The organism is Phycisphaeraceae bacterium (assembly GCA_019636675.1).
In the GTDB taxonomy this organism is placed as follows: Bacteria; Planctomycetota; Phycisphaerae; order Phycisphaerales; family UBA1924; genus JAHBXC01.
Genome location: JAHBXC010000005.1, coordinates 1 through 16,001, shown reverse-complemented (window position 1 = coordinate 16,001; position 16,001 = coordinate 1). Strand labels below are relative to the sequence as shown.

Below are 16,001 nucleotides of genomic sequence, written 5' to 3'. Positions count from 1 at the left end.
CTATCCGTCCGCTGCTCGATTTTTTGCCCGGGTCATCCCCGGGGATGATCGGGCCCCGGCTCGACTTCTCGGAGCGTGGTCTTCCCATCTTCCCACGCAACCCTCGTCGTGGGCAGCGCCTCGGGGTGCTCTCGCTGCAGGAAGGTCAGGATGCCCTCGCGCACGGCGCAGCGCAGGTCCCAGAGGTCCCCCGAGTTCGCCGCCGACACCAGCAGACGCACCTCGATCTCGCGCTGCTTCGTGTCGGTCACCTGCACGACGCACACTCGTTTGTCCCACTTGTCGCTCGCGTCGCACAAGCGCTGCAGCTCGGCCCGGATCGCGTCGATCGGCGCCCGATAATCCAGGAAGAGGAACGCGGTCCCCAGCATCTCGGCGCTCGTGCGCGTCCAGTTCTGGAAGGGGTTCGTCAGGAAGTGCGACAGGGGCACGATGAGACGGCGCTGGTCCCAGATCCGCACCACGACATAGGTCGCGGTGATCTCTTCGACCCGCCCCCATTCCCCGGAGACGATCACCACATCGTCCAGCCGGATCGGCTCGGTCAGCGCGATCTGCAGGCCCGCGATGATGTTCTCGAGCAGGGGCCGGGCCGAGAGGCCCACCACCAGCCCGGCCAGCCCGGCCGACGCCAGCAGACTCGTGCCCAGCTCGCGCACGCGAGGGAAGGTCATCAGCATCACCGCGATCGCCACCACGATCGCGAAGATCTCGATCGTGCGCACCACGACGCGCAACTGCGTGTGCTTGCTGCGCGCGTTCAGGTTGTCGCTCACGCTCATGTCGTAGCGTGAGAGCAGGAACTCCTCGAGCGCGTTGATCGCCGCCACGACCGCCCACGCGACGCCCCCGATCAGCGCCAGCGACAGCGCGTGGCGCACCGCCCCGACATACCCGCCCAGCGCCATGGGCGTGCTCATCGAGAGCATCACCAGCGTGGGGATCAGCAGGCGCGTGGGCCAGTCCAGATGCCGGATCAGGATGCTGTCCAGCCCGAAGGGCGTCCGCTTCGCGACCTGTGTCAGCACCCGGCGCAGCGCGAACTGCGCCGCCAGCGCGATCAGCGCCCCCAGCGCCAGCACGCCGATTTCGGTCAGTGTTCGGGTCATCGTGGCCTCGACCGCTTCCACGACGGGCCCGACCCGGGCTGCCTGCTCTGTCTGTGTCATTCCGATCACCGGCTGCGAGGAAAGGTGGGTCCCGGCATACCCTAGACCGCGGGCGCCCGACGCGACCGCCCCATCCATATCGAGGAGCAGCCCAGAGATGTCCGACCGCACGCCCGTGATCGTCGCCGCCAAGCGCACCCCAATCGGCAAGTTCATGGGGGGGCTCTCGAAGGTCCCCTCGCCCGTGCTCGGCTCGTACGCGATCGAGGGCGCCCTCGCCGACGCCCCCGCCGCCAAAGACCACATCCAGGAAGTGGTCATGGGCTGCGTCCTGCAGGCCGGCGTGGGCCAGAACCCGGCGCGCCAGGCCGCTCTCAAGGCCGGGCTGCCCGACTCCATGAACTGCTGGACCGTCAACAAGGTCTGCGGCTCGGGCCTCCAGGCCGCGATGCTCATCGCGCAGGCCATCAAGGCCGGCGACATCGACGCCGGCGTCGCGGGCGGGCTCGAGTCCATGTCCCTCGCGCCCCACATGGTCTACGCGCGCGCCGGGATCAAGTACGGCGACGCCAAACTCGTCGACCACATGGCCGCCGACGGGCTCACCTGCGCCTTCGAGTGCTGGCCCATGGGCAACGCCGCCGAGCACACCGCCAGCCAGTTCAAGATCACGCGCGACGAGCAGGACGCCTGGTCCGTCCGCTCCAACCTGCGCGCCGCCGAGGCGACCAAGAACGGCTGGTTCAAGCACGAGATCGTCGCGCTCAGCGCCGAGCAGGTCATGTCGCGCCAGGGCGGCGTCGAGCACGACGAGGGCTTCCGCGCCGACACCAGCGCCGAGACCCTCGCCAAACTCCGCCCCGCGTTCGACAAGGCCGGCTCCGTCACCGCCGGCAACGCGAGCCAGATCTCCGACGGCGCCGCGGCCCTGGTCATCATGACCGAGAAGAAGGCCAACGAACTCGGTCTGAAGATCCTCGCGCGCATCGCGTCGTACAGCACCGCCGGCGTCGCGCCCAAGGACCTCTTCACCGCGCCGGGCAAGGCCGTCCCCGCCGCCCTCGCGAAGATCGGCAAGACCGTCAACGACGTCGACCTCTTCGAGATCAACGAGGCCTTCGCGGCACAGGCCCTCGCCAACATGAAGGCCGCCGAGATCAACCCCGAGAAGGTCAACGTCTGCGGCGGCGCGGTCGCGCTCGGCCACCCCATCGGCGCGTCGGGCGCGCGCGTGCTCACCACCCTCGTGCACCAGATGAACCGTCTCGACAAGAAGCGCGGCGTCGCGGCCCTGTGCCTGGGCGGCGGCAACGCGGTCGCGATGGTCATCGAGCGCTGAGCGACATCGCCCGCGCAACACAGCCACGACCGACCCCGGCAACCGCCGGGGTTTTTTCGTGTTGATCGATGCAAGTATCTGATTAACAGACGCTTGTGCATATCGGATTTTTCTTGCTGTTTGGGCGTGATCTGGTACAGTGAAGGAACGCACGCGAGAGAGGACCTGCGCACAGGGTCACGCGTGCGGGTCAGGAAGGATGCACACATCCAAGGAGGAGTAGCAATGACTGCTACCTGTGTTCGTCGCGCGAGCGTGGCGCTCGGCGCGGTCTGTTTCGCGTCGAGCGCGTCGGCGCAGGTCGATCCCGCGTGCGTGGTCGGCCCGCCCATCTGGCGAGGCGAGCCCCTCTCCGTCTGGGCGCAGTGGGCGTTCGAGACGCAGCCCGACAACCTGCAGTCCATCACCCCCAACATCCTGCAGACGGTCGGCGGCACGGGCGGCGAGACGCTCTTCGACGGCTTCGCCACCCACGCCGAGGTCGATTCCGGCGGCAACTGGGCGTGGATCCCGCGCTTCGACAACTCCGACGGCGCGCTCCAGGCCGGGCAGAGCGGCGGGCAGATCTTCTTCAAGGTCCAGAACTGGGTCGATCAGGAGCCCGTCAAGTGGATCCGCATCCAGATCGAGTTCGAGGGCTCCGTTCCCCCGTTCGTCTCGCTCGTCGAGGGCTACAAGGGCGACTCGACAGACCCGCTGCCGGGCGTCATCACCCAGCAGCCGGTCTTCACCGGCCCGACGACCTACTTCATGGACTGGGAGATCCGCCCCAACCCGGACTGGGATCTGATCGTGCTCGACCTCGCGCCGGGCGTCATCCTCGATCGCATCTGCATCGACACGATCTCGCTCCCCACGCCCGGCGCCGGCGCGCTGCTGTCGCTCGCCGGCCTCGTCGCGCTGCGACGCAGACGCGTGCCGTGACACAGAACCGATGAATCCTGCGCAGCCCCGCGCCGGTCACGGATCGGCGCGGGGCGCTTCCAGCCGAACCCGCACGCGCGTCAAGATGAATCCGGGCTCATGCCCCCTCCGACGCTGCCTTCATCTTGCAGACCGACAATTCTGTTGATGCGTCACACGGCGCCGGGCGACGCGCCCGGGCCGATCCGACGCCAAAGAAAGGAGTCGCGCATGCTCCGCTGGGCAGTCGTTTTCTTCATCGTCGCGATCATCGCCGCTATCTTCGGCTTCGGAGGCATCGCCGGCGCAGCCACCGATATCGCGAAGATCCTGTTCTTCATCTTCCTCATCCTGTTCCTCGTCGGGCTCGTCATGGGCCTGGTGAGGGGCAAGTCGGGCCCGGCAGTCTGAACCCGGGTTTCAACTGGATGCGTGCATCCGCCGCGACGACGCCGGCTAAGGTGTCAGCATGACCAGCACGGCCACACACACCGCGCTCGTGACCGGCGCCAACCGCGGCATCGGGCTCGAACTCGTCCGCACGCTCCGCTCACGGGGATACGCCGTCATCGGGACCGCTCGCGATCCCGACGACGCTTCCGAACTCAAGGCCGCCGCGTCCGAGACGCTGCGGCTCGACCACGCCGATCCGGAGAGCGTGCGCGCTCTCGCGCGGACGCTGGGCGACAGGCCCATCGACCTGCACATCAACAACGCCGGCGTCGGCGACGAGCCGGGAACGCTCGACGACCTCGACTGCGACGCGCTCGAGACCTTCTTCCGCGTCAACGCCATCGGCCCCATGCGAGTGACGCAGGCCCTCCTGCCCAACATCCGCGCGGGCAGCGCGGGCGAGGGCGGCACGGTCGTCAACATCTCCACCATCATGAGCAGCATCGCCACCACCGGCGCCGGCTACTACGGCTATCGCGCCAGCAAGGCCGCCCTCAACATGCTCGCCAAACTCGCCTCCCTCGACCTCGCTTCCGACGGCGTGATGGTCGTCAACCTGCACCCGGGCTGGGTCCAGACGCGTATGGGCGGAGAGAACGCCGCGATCACCCCGAAGGAGAGCGCCGAGGGCCTCGTCCGCGTGATCGAGAACCTCACCGATGACATGCGCGGGGGGCTGTATGACTACAGGGGGGAGCGAATCCCTTGGTGAGAGATTGTTCGGGTGATCAGTATCGCGATGGCTGCGACAGCAGCGAGCTCGATCGCGATCAAGAAACTGGGAATCCCCGCCAAGTTCTCTGACAGCCACGTAGTTGTGCTGTGGTAATGTTTCCGGCTGCGCATCAACGAATCAGCTAGCAAGTAAAGCAAAATCAACGAGTGGACCACGAGTATCGCCTCGATGCCGCATGCGACGAGCAGTAGGCACTGCCGGGCTAGGGCGATTGGGTGTCTGCGTGACCGCTTGAGGCGGTGGCCCGTGTGAGAGGACTTGGCATGGCTTGCGGGTGAGACTTCATCCACCTTGGAGGCGAGAACGCCTTTGACAAGTGCCATCCGCTCCGCTTCCGAAGGGCTCGGCGCTACAACTTCAACGACGAGATCCTGGCCGGATTCGCGGCTCGCCCCAGTGACCCGATAGTGCTGCATATCATCTGCCTCGTCTGCAAGTCTCAATGTGTTTGCAAATCAAACGAACGGCGCTTGGAGAGCATAACGATGTCCGATGTCGGCGTGAAGAAGGTTGCGGTCGTGGGCGGCGGGCAGATGGGCGGGGGGATCGCGCAGGTCGCCGCCGTCGCCGGGTTCGAGGCGGTCGTGTTCGACGCGTCGGCCCAGCAACTCGAGCGCTGCCGCGCCACGCACCAGAAGCTCCTTGCGCGGGCCGTCGAGAAGGGCAAGATGTCCCAGGGAGACGCCGACGCGACCCTGAAGCGCGTCGCCTATGTCGAGACCATGGACGGCATGAAGGGCGCCGATTGGGTCGTGGAAGCGGTCGTCGAGGACGCGAAGGTCAAGAAGGAGATCTTCCGGAACCTCGCCGCGCTCTTCACCGACGAACGCGTGGTGCTCGCGACGAACACGAGTTCGATCAGCATCACCGAGATCGCCGCGGCGACCGGCGGCGCTGCGTCGCGCGTGGTCGGCATGCACTTCTTCTACCCCGTGCCCGTGATGGGGCTGGTCGAGGTCATCAAGGGCCTGCAGACGAGCGACGAGGTCGTCGAGCGCACGATCAAGTTGAGCGAGGCGTTCGGCAAGACGCCCCTCAAGGCCAACGATCGCGCCGGCTTCGTGAGCAACCGCGTGCTGATGCCCATGATCAACGAGGCGTTCTACGCGCTGATGGAGGGCGTCGCCGAGCCCGAGGCGATCGACGGCATCATGAAACTCGGCTGCAACTTCCCCATGGGCCCGCTGCGCCTGGCCGACTTCATCGGCCTCGACACCTGCGCGCACATCATGGATGTTCTGGCCGAGGGGCTCAACAGCGAGCGCTACCGCCCGTGCCCCCTGCTGCGCCAGTTCGTGACGGCGGGGCGTCTTGGCGACAAGTCCGGTCGCGGCGTGTTCGAGTACGCGAAGAAGTAATCGCTCCGCTCAGTTCTCGGGGAAGAACTCGGTGAGCAGGGCCGATCGCAGCGTGTTCTGGTCGATGGGCTTGAGCAAGCGCGTGCGGTCGAGCAGATCGACCTCGTTGAGCGGCGGGCTGGTGTACCCGGTGATGAAGAGGTAGGGGGCGCCGCGCCGCTCGAGGGCGCGGGCGATCACTCCGGAGTTGCCCCCCTTGATGTTGACATCGAGCACGGCGCCCTCGACCTCGGGGGACGAGGCGATGCGCGTGGCTTCGTCGAGGGAGGGGACGGGGCCGACGACCTCGCAGCCGAAGTCCTCGAGCATCCTCTTGATGGACTGGGCGATGAGGAAGTCGTCCTCGACGAGGAGGAGTCGCATGCCTCGGAGGGGGTTGAGTTGTTCGATGCTGAAGCAGGCCATGGTTAGCTCGATGCCTCCGGCGTTGGGTGCGAGATCACTGCCGCCGCGCGCATCGAGGCGCCTGGTACGAAGATTGTCGCTTCGAGTCCCTCGCGTGTAAAGCGGACGGTGGTCTCGCCGTCGAGCTCGTAGGGGACGACGCCTTGGAGGAGGTCCATGCCGAAGCCGGGCTCGATGTTCTCGGGGACCGGGGGCCCGGCCCGCTCGGCCCAGCGGAAGCGGAAATCGCGTGAGTTCGGGTCGAATTCCCAGGCGATCTCGACGCGCCCGTGTTCCGAGGAGAGCGCCCCGTGCTTGGCGGCGTTGGTGGCGAGCTCGTGGACGGTCATGCAGATCGCCGGGGCGGCGTTGCTGGGCAGCAGCAGATCGGGCCCGGTCATCGAGATCCGGTTGGGAGAATGGTCGGTCGCGTACGGAGCGACGACCTTGTGGAGCATGCTGAGGAGCCCCACGCCCTCCCAGCGCTGCTCCGCGAGCAGGGAGTGCATGGCGGCCATGGCGCGGATGCGCCCGACGAAGGACTTGGAGAACTGATCGAGCGAGTCGGCGTCGCGCAGCGAGCTCTCGGTGATCGCGAGGACCGCCGCGAGGTTGTTCTTCACGCGATGGTCGAGCTCGCGCATCATCAGCTGCTGGCGCTGCTCGGCGCGTTTGCGATCGGTGATGTCGCTGAGGAAGATGGCCAACCCGTCCTGCGCGGGGCTGACGCGAGCGTCGAACCATTTCTCGAGCACTTCGCAGTAACTCTCGACCCGCTCTGCCTTGCCCGTCTCGATCACGGCTTGAAAGAGTCGTTTCCACATCGAATCGACGGACTTGGGCAGCACCTCGAAAAGGCCTTTCCCAACCGACGAACCCGCCGGCTGCCCGACCATGCGGTCGAAGGCGGGGTTCGCGGTGCGGATGAGGAACCGGGAATCGATGATCAGGAAGCCGTCTGTGCTGTTCTGCAGCACGAAGTTCAGCCGGCGCTCCGCCGCGTGCATCGCTTCCTGCGCCTGCTTGTTCTCGGTGATATCGAAGATCACGCTGTCCCACACGACGGAACCGTCGGGGAATCGCTCGGGATGCCCGAATCCCTGAAGCCACTTGCGCGTCCCCGCTCGCGTCGTGATGCGCCACGCGAACGACCAGGGCTGGCCGGTGGTCGCCGACAACTCGACCGACTCCTTCATCCCTTCGACATAGTCCGCGTCGATCACCTCCCACAGCAGGGAGGCGCTCTTGCCGATCTCCTCCGCATCGGCCTCCCAGATCGCGAGGCACCCTGGGCTCATGTAGTCGAGCCGATCCGTCCCGTCGGGGGCGAGGATGTACCGAAAGATCGCGCCGGGGATGTTGGCGGCCATCTTGCGGAAGCGATGCTCGCTCTCGCGCAGAGCGCGTTCGGCGCGGGCGCGCTCCGAGACATCGCGCACCACGACCTGCGCAGCGGGCCGGCCCTCGTAGGTGAAGGGGCTCGCGGCGATTTCCACCGGGACCCAGCTCCCGTCGGCGTGCTGGAAGCGTTCCTGGATCAGAGGAACAGCCTCGTGATTCTCGTACAGTCGCCTGATCCGATCGCGCACGATCTCGTGATAGTCGGGATGGATGAACGAGAGGACATCGCGCCCGAGGAGGTCGTCGGGGGTGGCGGCGCCGAGCATCCGCGCAAACGCTGGGTTCACGAACACGATCTTGCGGTCCGAACTGATGAACACCCCGTCGGGAGAGGTCTCCACCAGCCCGCGGTACCGCTCGTCGTGCTCCTGCGCGAGGCGCTCGGCGCGCCGGGCCTGCCCGGTCGCGGCGCGCGTGAGCACGAACAGCAGAACCGCCGACCCGAGCACGAACACAACGCCCTTGACCGTCTGAATGCGGCTCGAGCGTTCCGGCTCGAGCCCCATCACGTGCAACGCCCGGTCGGACAGCAGGATCCACAGCACCGCGAACAGGGCGTAGATCAGCGCGATCCGCGCCGGGGAAATCAGGGTCAGACGGTGATTCGTGTCGCTCACGGGCGCGGGTTCCAGATCATCGTTCCGGATTGTCGCCGGAACCGGAGGGCGACACAAACCGGGCCGGCGCGTGAACCTGCGCAGTCTGGCGAGTGCGGGCGGAGGCAATCCCGGGTGTTTTGCCTGCCTCTTCGGGAAAACCATTGACCCCGGTTCGGGTGTTGCTATCTTCGGTCTCCCGGCGGACTTGTGTGAAGGGTCCGTCCGGGTGCTCACTGGAACGAGGAGAGAGATGATGAAGATGACGATTGCAGCCGCGGCTCTCGCCGCGACGGTCGGCGCGTCTGCGCTGGCCGCCAACGTGACCAACCTGGACATCAGCAACCTCGGCACCACCGGCGGGTGGTCGGCGTGGGGCACCGCTGGCAATGGCTCCGCCACGATCTCCGGCGCACGCCCCCGCTCGGGCAACGGCTCGCTCGAGCTGCGCACCGGCGCGTCGGGCGACAAGGCCGCCGCCACCTTCGGCTCGACGCGCTTCCAGACCGGGCCCTTCCTCGGCACCCTGGGCCAGCTCGCCGCCGGCAGCATCTCGTTCGACTTCCTCGTCGACTCGTCGACGACCACCGCCGGCTTCCGCGCCCCGGCCCTTGAGTTCGCCGTGCGCAGTGCCGACGGCAGCCAGGGCGTCACCCTCAAGTGGGAAGCCGCCTACAACGGCTACCCGAGCAACGGCCCCGGCGTCCCCATCGACTCGTGGGTCACCGTTGACGCCACCGCCGGCAACTTCTGGATGTTCCGCACCGGCGGCGCCGTCGAGCAGTTCGGCGTCACCCTCGAGGACTGGGTCAACGGCGCCACCTTCGGCGGCAGCCCCCTCCTCAGCGCCGACAGCGTCGTCGTCGGGATGTCTATCCAGGCCGGCTCCGGCTGGGACAACGACTTCCTCGGTTACGCCGACAACATCAATGTCAGCTTCTTCGGCGGCGAGACCTACCACGCCAACTTCGAGCTCGAAGGGGCGGTCATCCCCGCCCCCCTCGCCGGCCTGATGGGCGGCGCCGGGCTCATGCTCGTCGGCGCGCGCCGCCGTCGCTGAGTGAACACTGATCACGATCCTGAAATGAAACACGCGGGCTCCGAGAGGGGCCCGCGTGTCTTTTTGCCCAAACCCCCTCGTTCCACCGGACATGCGCTTCCCTCGGAGCCCTGCCGTCCCGCGCCCGGCGCCCCGCCCACCCCGTCTAAACTACGCCATGACCACCGCTATGCCCCACGGTTCCGCTTCGACCCGTTTCGCCGGCCCCGGGCTCGACAACCTCGATCCCCACGCCGTCACGATCTCCGGGCTCGTGCTTGATCCCGTCTACGGGCCGCCCGCCCTCGGGGGCGACGGCCTGCCCGAATCGCTCAAGCACAGCGAGCGCGACATCGGCGCGCCCGGGCAGTTCCCCTACACGCGAGGGCTCTTCCCCCAGGGCTACCGCACGCGTCTGTGGACGATGCGCCAGTTCGCCGGCTTCGGCTCCGCCGACGACACCAACGCGCGCTTCAAGTACATCCTCCGCCAGGGCGCCGGCACCAAGGCCAACACCGGCCTCTCGACGGCCTTCGACCTGCCCACCCTCATGGGGCGCGACAGCGACGACGCCCTCAGCGCCGGCGAGGTCGGCAAGTGCGGCGTCGCGATCGACACCATCGAGGACATGCACCGCCTCTACGCCGACATCCCCATCGATCAGGTCACCGTCAGCCAGACCATCAACGGCCCCGCCGCCGTCATCTGGGCGATGTACCTCGCGATGGCCAAGCAGCGAGGCATCTCGTGGGACACGCTGGGCGGCACCCTGCAGAACGACATCCTGAAAGAGTTCCACGCCCAGAACGAGTTCATCTATCCCCCCGAGGCGAGCGTGAAACTCGTCGTCGACACGATCGAGTTCCAGTGCCGCCAGGTGCCGCGCTGGAACAGCGTGTCGATCAGCGGCTACCACATCCGCGAGGCGGGCAGCACCGCGGCCCAGGAGCTGGCCTTCACGCTGCGCGACGGCATGGAGTATGTCGAGGCCTGCATGAAGCGCGGGATGGATGTCGACGAGTTCGCGCCGCGCCTCTCCTACTTCTTCAACAGCCACAACGAGTTCTTCGAAGAGATCTGCAAACTCCGCGCCGCGCGGCGCATCTGGGCCCGCATGATGCGCGACCGCTACGGCGCCAAGAACGAGCGCTCGTGGTTCATGCGCACCCATGTCCAGACCGCCGGCTGCTCGCTCACCGAGCAGCAGCCCCTCAACAACATCGTGCGCGTCGCCTATCAGGCGATGGCCGGCGTGCTGGGCGGGTGCCAGTCGCTCCACACCGACTCGATGGACGAGACGCTGGGCCTGCCCACCGAGCAGGCGGTGACGGTCGCGCTGCGCACGCAGCAGATCCTCGCCCACGAGACCGGCGTCACGCGCGTCGTCGACCCGCTGGGCGGCTCGTGGTTCGTCGAGGCCCTCACCGACAAGATCGAGGAAGAGGCCCTCGCCTTCATCGACGAGATCGATCGCATGGGCGGCGGCGCCTGGCCCAGGGGCTACGGCGGCGTCGTCGAGGGCATCAACAAGGGCTACTTCCGTCGCCAGATCGCCGAGGCGTCGTACCGCTTCAGCGAAGAGGTCGAAGCGGGCGATCGCATCATCGTGGGCGTCAACGCCTACGCCGATTCGAGCGAGGACCGGCCCATCGACATCCTCACCATCTCCGACGAGGTCGAGACCGAGCAGGTCAAGCGCCTCGCGGCGTTCAAGGCCAAGCGCAACGGGGCCGAGGTCGAGCGCGCCCTCGAGGGCATTCGCCAGGCCGCGCGCAAGGACGAGAACACGATGCCGGCGCTGGTCGCCGGCGCCGAGGCGAACTGCACGCTGGGCGAGATGGTGCAGGCGCTGGCGGATGTGTATGGGCGGTACACGGGCGGGCCTGAATGGTGAGCGGAAGGGAGTAGGGAGCGGGGAGTAGGGAGCAGGGGGGAGAAGAGGCCCGGAGAAGAAGGGAGGCGGGGCCAATCTGGACCCCCTCCCGCTCGCGGGAGGGGGCAGGGGGAGGGTCTTCTTCCCCGAGGGGGGCTTGTGCTAAGGTGATCCCATGATCGCGCAGGTTGTCACCGAGAAGCTGGCGGAGACCCGGGCCGCGTGCGAGAGGCACCGGGTACGGAACCTGTGGCTGTTCGGCTCGGCGGCCACGGGCGAGTTCGACCCGGCGACGAGCGATCTGGACTTTCTGGTGGAGTTCGAGGCGGGCGTGAAGCGGGGCTTCGACGGCGAGTACTTCGGGCTCATGCGCGCGCTGGAGACGATCTTCGCCGGGCGGCGCGTCGAGGTGGTCGAGGTGGGTGCGAGCGAGAACCCGTACTTCCTAGCCGAGGTTGAGAGGCAGAAGAGGGCGCTGTATGCTGCGGAGGCTCACATAGACGACTATTATCTACAGCGAGGGGTATTACATTGAAAACTCAGGGACGACTCGTCTCAGACCTTGGCGTTATGGTACTTGCAAGTATAATTGCGGGGGTTGCGCTATTGGCTCTAGGGCCCGCGATCTCTGGGCTGTGGTCAACGCCACGACACAGGATGGAGGCTCGCGTCTCGACCGCCACATTCGACATCCCCCCGGCCGTCGGCAGTTATATGGACATTGTTTCGGATCATCGCGCGCAGAAAAGTATTCTTGATATCGCGAATGCCCTTGGCAACAAAGCCGGCGGTACAGATTCTACTCTTGAAGCATCCTTCTCTCTCGTCGACGCCGACGACGATGACCTGAGGATTGAGTTCGCCAAGCGAGGAGTTCTTCCCGAAAATCAGGATAATTTGATGATATTGGCGAGGCTGGTGCGAACTAAAAAAGAACTTGCGGCACTCAGGGGTGTAGATGGAACATACCAGGCAGCGTCTGTTGTAATCACCAACACCGGCAAGGAGAAGTTGTCCAATGTAGGCATCATCTTCGAATCACCGGCTTACATTTATGGACATCAGAAAGATCCCGTCTCGGTCGATAAAGATCAGCGTATTTCACTTGGCGATCTCCGGCCGGGAGAAGCATTTCGACTAAATGCTTGGATGCGTTCAGCGTGGTCGGTCCGTTTGTTGAGCAGCGTGAAACCGATTGTATTCGTCAACTCGGACGAGGTTGTCGCGGAAAACCGAGTGGAGATCCTTGCTCCGGCATCGAGCATTCGCCAGCTTGAGGCGTACCGTGCCGGGCTGAAACTCGTTGGAATGCTAGGGGCCTTGTTTGCCGGGGCGCTTATAGCCCATGTGATTGGTCGACTGGTTGGGTCATACATGGACGCAAAATCCTGACCCGTCTTGGCCTGATATGTTGGCAGGCAGACGAGTTGGGTGGCGAGGACCCCCCCTAAGCCTGCTCACTACAAAGGAGGCGGTTGCAATGGCGGCTACAAGTATACATTTTGAGCGCAAGTATTCGAGAGGATTTCGGCTCGACGCCGAGGCGATCAAGAAGATTGATCAATTCTTTCGCGACGATCTTGGCACGGGGGACGAATTAAAGTATCGTGTTCATCTTGCGAATGATAGTGTTGTTGAATTTGGCGAAGCAGTCGATGTTGTTGGGCTTGAAAACGGGAACGCGGACCGGATCACGAAGATCGAATTGCTAGCGACTATGGATGGTGGCACCAAGTTTGAGATCAGTCTTGGGTCCGTGTCGGGGGTTCGTGTGATGGTCGAGGGCAAGCATCGTGCTGAGCTTGAATCATTGCTTAGACGAGTCACGGATTATCTTGAACGGGACATTATATCATGGTGGCCCCCGGCCGCGACGCAATTTGGAATCCGGGTGTTTATTGGCATAGGATTCCTTGCATTTATGGTGCTTTTGTTGGGTTCGCTTGCAGTTCGAATGGTTCGTGGCGAGGTTGATGTAATTGTGCAATCGCTCCTGTCGGCCCGCGAAGCGGGGGATCATCATCGCATGATTGAGGCAATGATTGATGATCGCATCTATCATCTTAACATTAGAGGATCCCGGTTGTACGGATGGTCGTCATTATTGTTTATCTTGTTCATAATCGCTTCGGCCCCTGCTGCAAGTCTTGCCGCGATTGCAATCAAATTCCTGTTTCCCAGAAATGTGTTTGTCTGGGGTAGAGAAATTCATCGAATCGCGAAGCGTGCGCAGATTAGGGCGTGGCTTTTTTCCGGCTTGGGTCTCGGGATTGTTGCGAGTTTGATTGCTGGTGCGCTCGTGCGGTTATTTTAGCATGTCCTCCACATCCCCCACCCCCACATCCCCCGTCTTCTCGTCTCTCCGCAGCAGCAGCGACGCCGCCACCCCGACGGCCAGGGTGCCCAGGATCACGCCCAGCGAGACATCGGTGGGGATCTTCCATGCGGTGTGGACCAGCATCATCTTGACGCCCACGAAGAGGAGCACGACCACGAGGGCGGGCTTGAGGTAGCGGAACGAGGTGATGGCCGCGGCCAGGCAGAAGTAGAGGGCGCGGAGGCCCAGGATCGCGAAGATGTTGCTGGTGAGGACGAGGAACGGGTCGGCGGTGATCGCGAAGATCGCGGGGATCGAGTCGATCGCGAAGAGCACATCGGTGAACTCGACGAGGACGAGGGCGAGGAGCAGGGGGGTGGCGAAGCGCTTGCCGTTTTCGTGGGTGAAGAAGCGCTGGCCGTCGACGCGGTCGGAGAGGGGGAAGAACTTCTTGAAGAGCCGGACGACGACGCTGGTGGAGGGGTCGTGCGCGTCTGACCGGACGAGGGCCATCTTGATGGCGGTGCCGATGAGGATCGCGCCGAAGAGGTAGGAGATCCACGCGAAGCGCGCGACGAGGGCGGCGCCCACGAAGATCATGATCGCGCGGAAGACGATCGCGCCGAGGATGCCCCAGAACAGCACGCGGTGCTGGTATTCGCGCGGGATGCCCAGCGACGCGAAGACGACGGCGATGACGAACACATTGTCGAGCGAGAGCGATTTCTCGATGACATAGCCGGTGAAGAAGAGTTTGGCGGCCCGGGCGCCGTCGAGCGTCTCGGTGACGCCGGGCCTGCCGAGCACGGGGACATCGAGCCCCAGGTCGAAGACATGGTGGGTGTAGAGGAAGTAGACGCCGACATTGAAGAGCAGCGCGCAGGTGATCCAGACGGTGGTCCAGACCGCGGCCTCTTTGAAGGAGACGACATGGGCGTGCCGGTGGAAGACGCCCAGGTCGAGGGCGAGGAAGACGGCGATGAGCGCGAGGAAGCCGGCGTAGGCCCAGAGCAGCGAGGGGTGCTGGTCGAAGCCGCCGACGAGGGCGAACGGGTTGCAGAGGATGTCCACGGGGGGAATGGAAGGGGGGTGGGGAGGGGGAAGCAAGAGGGATGTTCAACGCGCGGAGGGCGCGGGTGAGAAGACCCTCCCCCTGCCCCTCCCGCGAGCGGGAGGGGGGTCAGATCACGCGTTCTTTCGCGCGAGCCAGCGGCGTCTGGCGGTCAGGGCGATGACGGTCGCGAGGCCGGAGATGGGGAGGAAGAGGAGGCCCGACAGCATCCAGGTGGTGCTGGCGTGCTCGGGGTTGGCCTTGGCGACGAGGTAGGCGGCGATCCAGAACCCGGCGATGAGGGGGATGAGGAGGGCGACCGTCCAGGGGGAGGCGAGCCAGGGCTTGTCGAGGAAGGCGGTGCGGTCGTCGAAGTTTTTGAGGAGGCGTTTCGCCCAGGCGAACTCGGTGGCGAGGATCGCGAGCCCGAGGGGGCCGAGGATCGTAAAGCCCGGTCCCGGAAGGGGGGAGATGGCGGCGCCCACGGCGAGGATGACGATCCCGACGCTCAGGACGACGACCTTGCGCGCGACCCGGGCGGGGCGGAGTTGTCCGGGTCGTGTTTGGGTTGAGGGGTGGCTGGGGGCCTGTGGATCGGTCACGGGGGGTTAGACGGACAAGCGGGCGGCGAGTGTCGAGAAATCCGCAAGATCATCGCTGCGGCTGGCTCGACGGTGGTATCATCGCCGTTCGATAGATCCCTCCACCGAGTGGTTCGGGCGAGGGAGTCAGCGCTGGCAGTGAACTGGTTCCGAGAGCGGTCCCGTCTGCGCGTTTGAAGTAGTCTCGGAAGTCTGGAGTGCGCGAATGCGCCTGTATGTGGGGAACCTCCCCTATTCGACCGGTGATGATGAGTTGCGTCAGTTGTTCGAGCAGTACGGAGAGGTCAACTCAGCCTCCGTGCTCATGGATCGCGAGACGGGGCGTTCGCGAGGCTTCGGCTTCGTCGAGATGCCCGACGAGAACGCGCAGGAAGCCATGACCAACCTCAACGGCCACAACATGGGCGGGCGTCCGCTCGTGGTCAACGAGGCCCGTGAGCGCGCTCCCGGTGGCGGCGGCGGCGGTGGCCGTGGCGGCTTCGGTGGCGGCGGCGGCGGCGGTCGCGGCGGCTTCGGTGGTGGGGGCGGCGGGGGCGGCGGTGGGCCGCGCCGTGGCGGTCACCGCGGCTGGTGAGCTCGCCAGACCTCACGTAGCTCGCTGCACGACACGAGGCGGGGCCGTATCGGCTTCGCCTCGTCGTCGTTTGTGGCCGCGCTCGCTCCCGTGGGTACGAACGGCCGGGCTCGCGGGCCCGGCGCGGGCACGACCCGGCGCGCGCTGCGGCGCCCGGCGCGAGCGACGACCCGGCGCGACGTCCGGTCGCGCGCGGTGAGCGCCGCACCGTCAGCTCATTCGTCCGGCGGATCGCACGTCACGGTCCCGGACACGTTCACGGCGGT

Annotated in this window: 16 protein-coding genes; 11 read left to right on the top strand and 5 right to left on the bottom strand. The window is 65.7% G+C overall.

Features of this window, described 5'->3' with window-relative positions:
* Positions 1–32: 32 nt before the first annotated feature.
* Positions 33–1,169 (bottom strand): mechanosensitive ion channel, encoded by a 1,137-nt coding sequence (locus KF684_12850; GenBank protein MBX3353814.1) that lies wholly within the window; start codon positions 1,167–1,169, stop codon positions 33–35.
* 97 nt (positions 1,170–1,266) lie between these two features.
* On the opposite strand from KF684_12850, the gene KF684_12845 reads away from it, so the two are divergent.
* The 5 genes from KF684_12845 (at position 1,267) to KF684_12825 (ending at position 5,898) form a co-directional block, all read left to right on the top strand.
* Positions 1,267–2,448, top strand: a complete 1,182-nt coding sequence (locus tag KF684_12845) for a thiolase family protein (protein MBX3353813.1) — start codon at positions 1,267–1,269, stop codon at positions 2,446–2,448.
* 225 nt (positions 2,449–2,673) lie between these two features.
* Positions 2,674–3,372, top strand: coding sequence for a hypothetical protein (locus KF684_12840; protein MBX3353812.1), 699 nt, complete (start codon positions 2,674–2,676; stop codon positions 3,370–3,372).
* Between the two features lie 210 nt (positions 3,373–3,582).
* Positions 3,583–3,762: a DUF1328 domain-containing protein gene (locus KF684_12835; protein MBX3353811.1), complete on the top strand. Its 180-nt coding sequence runs from the start codon at positions 3,583–3,585 to the stop codon at positions 3,760–3,762.
* A gap of 58 nt (positions 3,763–3,820) precedes the next feature.
* Positions 3,821–4,516 (top strand): SDR family oxidoreductase, encoded by a 696-nt coding sequence (locus KF684_12830; protein MBX3353810.1) that lies wholly within the window; start codon positions 3,821–3,823, stop codon positions 4,514–4,516.
* A gap of 509 nt (positions 4,517–5,025) precedes the next feature.
* Complete coding sequence (locus KF684_12825; GenBank protein ID MBX3353809.1) at positions 5,026–5,898, top strand: 3-hydroxybutyryl-CoA dehydrogenase; 873 nt, start codon at positions 5,026–5,028, stop codon at positions 5,896–5,898.
* A gap of 9 nt (positions 5,899–5,907) precedes the next feature.
* On the opposite strand, the gene KF684_12820 is transcribed toward KF684_12825, so the two are convergent.
* Entirely contained in the window at positions 5,908–6,303 is a 396-nt protein-coding gene (locus KF684_12820) for a response regulator (GenBank protein ID MBX3353808.1), read from the bottom strand.
* 2 nt (positions 6,304–6,305) lie between these two features.
* The gene (locus tag KF684_12815) at positions 6,306–8,300 is read right to left on the bottom strand and encodes a PAS domain S-box protein (protein ID MBX3353807.1); all 1,995 of its coding nucleotides are present in this window, start codon (positions 8,298–8,300) and stop codon (positions 6,306–6,308) included.
* A gap of 235 nt (positions 8,301–8,535) precedes the next feature.
* On the opposite strand from KF684_12815, the gene KF684_12810 reads away from it, so the two are divergent.
* The 5 genes from KF684_12810 (at position 8,536) to KF684_12790 (ending at position 13,505) form a co-directional block, all read left to right on the top strand.
* Positions 8,536–9,339 carry a hypothetical protein gene (locus tag KF684_12810; GenBank protein ID MBX3353806.1) on the top strand — a complete coding sequence of 268 codons (804 nt, stop codon included), beginning with the start codon at positions 8,536–8,538 and terminating at the stop codon, positions 9,337–9,339.
* A 157-nt stretch (positions 9,340–9,496) separates the two neighbouring features.
* The gene (locus KF684_12805) at positions 9,497–11,212 is read left to right on the top strand and encodes a methylmalonyl-CoA mutase (GenBank protein ID MBX3353805.1); all 1,716 of its coding nucleotides are present in this window, start codon (positions 9,497–9,499) and stop codon (positions 11,210–11,212) included.
* A gap of 154 nt (positions 11,213–11,366) precedes the next feature.
* The gene (locus tag KF684_12800) at positions 11,367–11,726 is read left to right on the top strand and encodes a nucleotidyltransferase domain-containing protein (protein ID MBX3353804.1); all 360 of its coding nucleotides are present in this window, start codon (positions 11,367–11,369) and stop codon (positions 11,724–11,726) included.
* A 122-nt stretch (positions 11,727–11,848) separates the two neighbouring features.
* Positions 11,849–12,583, top strand: a complete 735-nt coding sequence (locus KF684_12795; protein MBX3353803.1) for a hypothetical protein — start codon at positions 11,849–11,851, stop codon at positions 12,581–12,583.
* An 88-nt stretch (positions 12,584–12,671) separates the two neighbouring features.
* Positions 12,672–13,505: a hypothetical protein gene (locus KF684_12790; GenBank protein ID MBX3353802.1), complete on the top strand. Its 834-nt coding sequence runs from the start codon at positions 12,672–12,674 to the stop codon at positions 13,503–13,505.
* Here the strand turns inward: KF684_12790 and KF684_12785 are convergent.
* Both KF684_12785 and KF684_12780 read right to left on the bottom strand, forming a co-directional pair.
* A complete protein-coding gene (locus KF684_12785) occupies positions 13,497–14,579 on the bottom strand; it encodes a TerC family protein (protein MBX3353801.1) in 1,083 nt (360 codons plus the stop codon). The two genes, KF684_12790 and KF684_12785, sit on opposite strands and share 9 nt — an antisense overlap.
* Before the next feature lie 114 nt (positions 14,580–14,693).
* Positions 14,694–15,161: a PGPGW domain-containing protein gene (locus tag KF684_12780; protein ID MBX3353800.1), complete on the bottom strand. Its 468-nt coding sequence runs from the start codon at positions 15,159–15,161 to the stop codon at positions 14,694–14,696.
* Positions 15,162–15,366: 205 nt separating this feature from the next.
* Here KF684_12780 and KF684_12775 point away from each other — a divergent pair, with 205 nt between their 5' ends.
* Positions 15,367–15,735, top strand: a complete 369-nt coding sequence (locus KF684_12775) for an RNA-binding protein (GenBank protein MBX3353799.1) — start codon at positions 15,367–15,369, stop codon at positions 15,733–15,735.
* Positions 15,736–16,001 lie beyond the last annotated feature (266 nt).

Bases quoted from the DNA above. Each gene is read 5' to 3' on its own strand.
- KF684_12850 (MBX3353814.1), bottom strand. From the start codon at position 1,169: ATGACACAGACAGAGCAGGCAGCCCGGGTCGGGCCCGTCGTGGAAGCG.
- KF684_12845 (MBX3353813.1), top strand. From the start codon at position 1,267: ATGTCCGACCGCACGCCCGTGATCGTCGCCGCCAAGCGCACCCCAATC.
- KF684_12840 (MBX3353812.1), top strand. From the start codon at position 2,674: ATGACTGCTACCTGTGTTCGTCGCGCGAGCGTGGCGCTCGGCGCGGTC.
- KF684_12835 (MBX3353811.1), top strand. From the start codon at position 3,583: ATGCTCCGCTGGGCAGTCGTTTTCTTCATCGTCGCGATCATCGCCGCT.
- KF684_12830 (MBX3353810.1), top strand. From the start codon at position 3,821: ATGACCAGCACGGCCACACACACCGCGCTCGTGACCGGCGCCAACCGC.
- KF684_12825 (MBX3353809.1), top strand. From the start codon at position 5,026: ATGTCCGATGTCGGCGTGAAGAAGGTTGCGGTCGTGGGCGGCGGGCAG.
- KF684_12820 (MBX3353808.1), bottom strand. From the start codon at position 6,303: ATGGCCTGCTTCAGCATCGAACAACTCAACCCCCTCCGAGGCATGCGA.
- KF684_12810 (MBX3353806.1), top strand. From the start codon at position 8,536: ATGAAGATGACGATTGCAGCCGCGGCTCTCGCCGCGACGGTCGGCGCG.
- KF684_12805 (MBX3353805.1), top strand. From the start codon at position 9,497: ATGACCACCGCTATGCCCCACGGTTCCGCTTCGACCCGTTTCGCCGGC.
- KF684_12800 (MBX3353804.1), top strand. From the start codon at position 11,367: ATGATCGCGCAGGTTGTCACCGAGAAGCTGGCGGAGACCCGGGCCGCG.
- KF684_12795 (MBX3353803.1), top strand. From the start codon at position 11,849: ATGGAGGCTCGCGTCTCGACCGCCACATTCGACATCCCCCCGGCCGTC.
- KF684_12790 (MBX3353802.1), top strand. From the start codon at position 12,672: ATGGCGGCTACAAGTATACATTTTGAGCGCAAGTATTCGAGAGGATTT.
- KF684_12775 (MBX3353799.1), top strand. From the start codon at position 15,367: ATGCGCCTGTATGTGGGGAACCTCCCCTATTCGACCGGTGATGATGAG.